Source organism: Pseudomonas sp. NPDC088885 (genome assembly GCF_044750025.1).
Taxonomy (GTDB): Bacteria; Pseudomonadota; Gammaproteobacteria; order Pseudomonadales; family Pseudomonadaceae; genus Aquipseudomonas; species Aquipseudomonas rustica.
The window spans coordinates 1-5185 of sequence record NZ_JBIVJB010000168.1 but is presented as its reverse complement, the minus strand read 5'-3'; the positions used below and the strand labels follow the sequence as shown (position 1 = coordinate 5185).

The following is a 5185-nucleotide window of genomic DNA, read 5'->3' as shown; positions in this document are numbered from 1 at the left end:
CCGATCAAGTGGCAGACCGTTGCCAAGATCATCGAGAAAGAGCGTCCGGACGCCGTGTTGCCAACCATGGGCGGCCAGACTGCTCTGAACTGCGCCCTGGACCTGGAACGCGAAGGCATTCTGGAGAAGTTCGGCGTAGAAATGATCGGCGCCAACGCCGACACCATCGACAAGGCTGAAGACCGTTCGCGTTTCGACAAGGCGATGAAATCCATCGGCCTGGCGTGCCCGCGTTCCGGTATCGCCCACAGCATGGAAGAAGCCAACGCGGTTCTCGAAACCCTCGGCTTCCCGTGCATCATTCGTCCGTCCTTCACCATGGGCGGCACCGGTGGTGGCATCGCGTACAACCGTGAAGAGTTCGAAGAAATCTGCGCCCGCGGTCTCGACCTGTCGCCGACCAAAGAGCTGCTGATCGACGAATCGCTGATCGGCTGGAAAGAATATGAGATGGAAGTTGTCCGCGACAAAAAGGACAACTGCATCATCGTCTGCTCGATCGAAAACTTTGACCCGATGGGCGTGCACACCGGTGACTCGATCACCGTGGCTCCAGCACAAACCCTGACCGACAAGGAATACCAGATCCTGCGTAACGCCTCTCTGGCGGTACTGCGCGAGATCGGCGTCGAGACCGGCGGTTCCAACGTGCAATTCGGTATCTGCCCGGACACTGGCCGTATGGTCGTGATCGAAATGAACCCGCGCGTATCGCGTTCCTCGGCGCTGGCTTCGAAAGCCACCGGTTTCCCGATCGCCAAAGTCGCGGCCAAACTGGCTGTGGGCTACACCCTCGACGAACTGTCGAACGACATCACCGGCGGCAAAACCCCGGCGTCCTTCGAGCCGTCGATCGACTACGTCGTCACCAAGCTGCCGCGCTTCGCCTTCGAGAAGTTCGCCAAGGCTGACGCGCGTCTGACCACTCAAATGAAGTCGGTCGGTGAAGTCATGGCCATCGGCCGTACATTCCAGGAATCCCTGCAGAAAGCTCTGCGCGGCCTGGAAGTAGGCGTTTGCGGTCTGGACGAGAAGCTCGATCTGAGCAACCCGGAAAGCATGAGCGTGCTCAAGCGTGAACTGACCGTGCCGGGCGCCGAGCGCATCTGGTACGTGGCAGACGCTTTCCGCGCCGGCATGACCGTCGAAGAAATCTTCGCGATGAACATGATCGACCCTTGGTTCCTGGTACAGATCGAAGATCTGATCAAGGACGAAGAGAAGGTCAAGACCCTCGGTCTGTCCGCGATCGACCGCGACGTGATGTACAAGCTCAAGCGCAAAGGCTTCTCCGATCAGCGTCTGGCCAAGCTGCTGGGTGTGACCGAGAAGAACCTGCGGACTCACCGTCACAAGCTGGAAGTGTTCCCGGTCTACAAGCGCGTTGACACCTGCGCCGCCGAGTTCGCCACTGACACCGCTTATCTTTATTCGACTTACGAAGAAGAGTGCGAAGCCGCGCCGTCGGGTCGCGACAAGATCATGATTCTGGGTGGCGGTCCGAACCGTATCGGCCAAGGTATCGAGTTCGACTACTGCTGCGTTCACGCTGCCCTCGCACTGCGCGAAGACGGCTACGAAACCATCATGGTCAACTGCAACCCGGAAACTGTTTCCACTGACTACGACACCTCCGATCGTCTGTACTTCGAATCGGTAACCCTCGAAGACGTGCTGGAAATCTGCCGCGTCGAGAAGCCGAAAGGCGTGATTGTCCAGTACGGCGGCCAGACTCCGCTGAAACTGGCTCGCGCTCTGGAAGCCGCTGGCGTGCCAATCATCGGCACCAGCCCGGACGCGATCGACCGTGCCGAAGACCGTGAGCGTTTCCAGCAAATGGTTGAGCGCCTGAACCTGCGTCAGCCGCCTAACGCCACCGTGCGCAGCGAAGACGAAGCAATTCGTGCCGCCAGCAAGATCGGTTACCCGTTGGTCGTACGTCCATCCTATGTACTGGGTGGCCGCGCGATGGAAATCGTTTATGAAGAAGAAGAGCTCAAGCGCTACCTGCGTGATGCGGTGAAAGTGTCCAACGACAGCCCGGTGCTGCTCGACCACTTCCTCAACTGCGCCATCGAAATGGACGTGGATGCGGTCTGCGACGGCAAAGACGTTGTCATTGGCGCAATCATGCAGCACATCGAACAGGCTGGCGTTCACTCCGGTGACTCGGCGTGCTCGCTGCCGCCGTACTCGCTGCCTGCGCACATCCAGGACGAGATGCGCGAACAGGTCAAGAAAATGGCCCTGGAACTGGGCGTTGTCGGCCTGATGAACGTACAGTTGGCGCTGCAAGGCGAAGACATCTACGTCATCGAGGTCAACCCGCGTGCCTCCCGCACCGTACCGTTCGTGTCGAAGTGCATCGGTGTCTCCCTGGCGATGATCGCTGCCCGCGTGATGGCTGGTAAGACCCTGAAAGAAATCGGCTTCACCAAAGAAATCATCCCGAACTTCTACAGCGTGAAAGAGGCGGTCTTCCCGTTCGCCAAATTCCCTGGCGTTGACCCGATCCTCGGCCCAGAGATGAAGTCGACCGGTGAAGTGATGGGCGTCGGCGACACCTTCGGTGAAGCATTCGCCAAAGCCCAGATGGGCGCGAGCGAAGTGCTGCCGACCGGCGGTACTGCGTTCATCAGCGTACGTGACGACGACAAGCCACTGGTTGCAGGCGTGGCCCGTGATCTGATCAACTTGGGTTTTGAAGTGGTTGCCACTGCCGGTACTGCCAAGCTGATCGAAGCCGCAGGCCTGAAAGTGCGCCGTGTGAACAAGGTGACCGAGGGTCGTCCGCACGTGGTCGACATGATCAAGAATGACGAAGTCACGCTGATCATCAACACTACCGAAGGTCGTCAGTCGATCGCTGATTCGTACTCCATTCGTCGTAATGCCCTGCAGCACAAGATCTACTGCACCACTACCATTGCTGCTGGCGAAGCTATCTGTGAAGCGCTGAAGTTCGGTCCGGAAAAGACCGTGCGCCGCTTGCAAGATCTACACGCAGGATTGAAGGCATGAGCATAACCAAATACCCAATGACTGTTCAGGGCGCCAAAGCCCTGGAAGAAGAACACACTCACCTGACCAAGGTCGTCCGTCCGAAGCTCAGCCAGGACATCGGCACGGCTCGCGAGCTGGGTGACTTGAAGGAAAACGCTGAATACCATGCCGCGCGCGAACAGCAAGGCATGGTCGAGGCGCGGATTCGTGACATCGAGGGCCGGATTCAGAATCAGGTCATCATTGATGTCACGTCGATCCCGCACACTGGCAAAGTGATTTTCGGTACGACCGTGGAAATCGCCAACGTCGAGACGGATGAGCGCGTTACTTACCACATCGTGGGTGAGGACGAGGCTGACTTCAAACTCGGCAAGATTTCCGTCGGTTCGCCACTGGCCCGCGCCTTGATTGCCAAGGAAGAGGGTGATGTGGTGGCGGTTAAAACGCCTGGTGGCGTGATCGAGTACGAGATTGTCGAAGTCCGTCACATCTGAAAAAGGGCGCCCGCTGCACGCGGGCGCCATGCTTTGGCAACTGGCCCAGATGTTATGGGTCGGCGGTCTATGGCTTATTCATCTCGGTTTGCAGCCGGCACTGGGCAAAATTGGCCTGGCGCCGCTGCTGATCGATGAAGTAGCTGCTGCATTTGAAGTGCTGGTAGTGGGATTTGCCGCCGCTTGCGTGATATTTCAGGCTTTGGTGCTGGTACAGGCTGAAGGCCTTGCCGGTCTATGGCGGGATTTTCGCGGGCAGGTGCTGCTGATGGCGTTGTACGCGTGCGCGATGTTTGTCGCGGTGCGTGTCGGCTGGCCGGAGGCGCAGCGCTGGCAGGAATTCAGTTTTCTGATTCTGGGCTTTTCCGGTTTGATACTGGTAATGCAACCGGTGCCGGGGTGGAGTGTCAGGGTGCGCGAAGCACACCCTTGACCCCTGTCATCACTTGAAGCGATGAACGTTCGACAGCTGCTTGTTGGCGCTGAAGTTCTTGCGATACACCAGTGCCATCTTGCCGATGACCTGTACCAGATCCGCTTTGCCGACCTTGCACAGCTCTGCGATTTGCGCCAGGCGCGCTTCGCGATCAAGGATGGTGAGCTTGATCTTGATCAGCTCGTGATCCGCCAATGCACGTTCAAATTCGGCTAACACACCTTCAGTCAAACCATTGTCGGCTACCGTCAAAACGGGTTTCAGATGGTGGCCAATGGATTTGTACTGTTTCTTCTGCTCTTGAGTGAGCGGCATAATCTGACCCTTTCGTCTGGATTCTGTAAAATGGCGGCCATTTTACCCGAGGGCTCGTGGATCCGCCCAATTAATCACGACCCTAATTATCGAGGTGCCCAATGGCGCGTTCCAAGACAAGCCTTGGTTGGCTGAAAAGACATGTTAATGACCCGTATGTGAAGCAGGCCCAGAAGGATGGCTACCGCTCGCGTGCGAGTTACAAGCTTCTGGAAGTCCAGGAGAAGTACAAGCTGATCCGTCCCGGCATGAGCGTTGTCGACCTGGGCGCAGCGCCTGGCGGCTGGTCGCAGGTCACCAGCCGGTTGATCGGCGGTCAGGGGCGTCTGATCGCCTCGGACATTCTGGAAATGGACAGCATTCCGGACGTGACTTTCATTCAAGGTGACTTCACCGAGGATGCGGTGCTCGCACAGATCCTTGAGGCGGTAGGTAATTCGCAGGTGGACCTTGTGATTTCCGATATGGCCCCCAATATGAGTGGTACGCCCGAAGTGGACATGCCCAAAGCCATGTTTCTTTGTGAACTGGCGCTAGACTTGGCGGAGCGAATCCTCAAGCCGGGCGGTAATTTTGTAATCAAGATTTTTCAGGGTGAAGGGTTCGATACCTACCTGAAGGATGCTCGCAAGAAGTTCGACAAGATCCAGATGATCAAGCCGGATTCTTCTCGAGGCACCTCCCGCGAGCAATACATGCTGGCTTGGGGCTACCGCGGGCGTAGTGAGTAAAACGGAGTTTTTTTGGCGGGGTGATAGGTTTTTCGTATTTCGCCCCGAGCGCATTAGCGAATATTGTGTAGAAAGTGTTTCACAAAGGGTTACAGACGGCGCCTGCCAGAGCCGTAGGTAATGTAGTAAGTTAGGCCGGTGAATATCATGCGAAGCGCGCGCCAGTAGCGGAGCTTGCTTCTGAGGGTAGTTAATTGAACGAT

General features: G+C 57.3%; 5 protein-coding genes. 4 read left to right on the top strand and 1 reads right to left on the bottom strand.

Going from position 1 to position 5185, the window contains the following annotated elements; translation table 11 throughout:
- The 3 genes from carB to ACIP1X_RS27705 all read left to right on the top strand — a co-directional run.
- On the top strand, positions 1–3021 hold a 3021-nt coding region (carB, locus tag ACIP1X_RS27715; RefSeq protein ID WP_400755860.1), incomplete at its 5' end, for a carbamoyl-phosphate synthase large subunit.
- Positions 3022–3023: 2 nt separating this feature from the next.
- The gene (gene greA, locus ACIP1X_RS27710) at positions 3024–3500 is read left to right on the top strand and encodes a transcription elongation factor GreA (protein ID WP_053117947.1); all 477 of its coding nucleotides are present in this window, start codon (positions 3024–3026) and stop codon (positions 3498–3500) included.
- A 28-nt stretch (positions 3501–3528) separates the two neighbouring features.
- Positions 3529–3933 carry an MFS transporter gene (locus tag ACIP1X_RS27705; RefSeq protein WP_400755859.1) on the top strand — a complete coding sequence of 135 codons (405 nt, stop codon included), beginning with the start codon at positions 3529–3531 and terminating at the stop codon, positions 3931–3933.
- A gap of 9 nt (positions 3934–3942) precedes the next feature.
- Here ACIP1X_RS27705 and ACIP1X_RS27700 read toward each other — a convergent pair whose 3' ends face one another.
- Positions 3943–4251 carry a YhbY family RNA-binding protein gene (locus tag ACIP1X_RS27700; RefSeq protein ID WP_053117027.1) on the bottom strand — a complete coding sequence of 103 codons (309 nt, stop codon included), beginning with the start codon at positions 4249–4251 and terminating at the stop codon, positions 3943–3945.
- A 101-nt stretch (positions 4252–4352) separates the two neighbouring features.
- Between ACIP1X_RS27700 and rlmE the strand changes: the two genes are divergently transcribed.
- On the top strand, positions 4353–4982 hold the full coding sequence (rlmE, locus tag ACIP1X_RS27695; protein ID WP_053117028.1) for a 23S rRNA (uridine(2552)-2'-O)-methyltransferase RlmE: 630 nt from the start codon (positions 4353–4355) through the stop codon (positions 4980–4982).
- Positions 4983–5185: the final 203 nt, after the last annotated feature.

What these genes read in the sequence shown, in the direction of transcription:
- ACIP1X_RS27705 (WP_400755859.1), top strand. Translation starts at nt 3,529, where the DNA reads ATGCTTTGGCAACTGGCCCAGATGTTATGGGTCGGCGGTCTATGGCTT.
- ACIP1X_RS27700 (WP_053117027.1), bottom strand. Translation starts at nt 4,251, where the DNA reads ATGCCGCTCACTCAAGAGCAGAAGAAACAGTACAAATCCATTGGCCAC.
- rlmE (WP_053117028.1), top strand. Translation starts at nt 4,353, where the DNA reads ATGGCGCGTTCCAAGACAAGCCTTGGTTGGCTGAAAAGACATGTTAAT.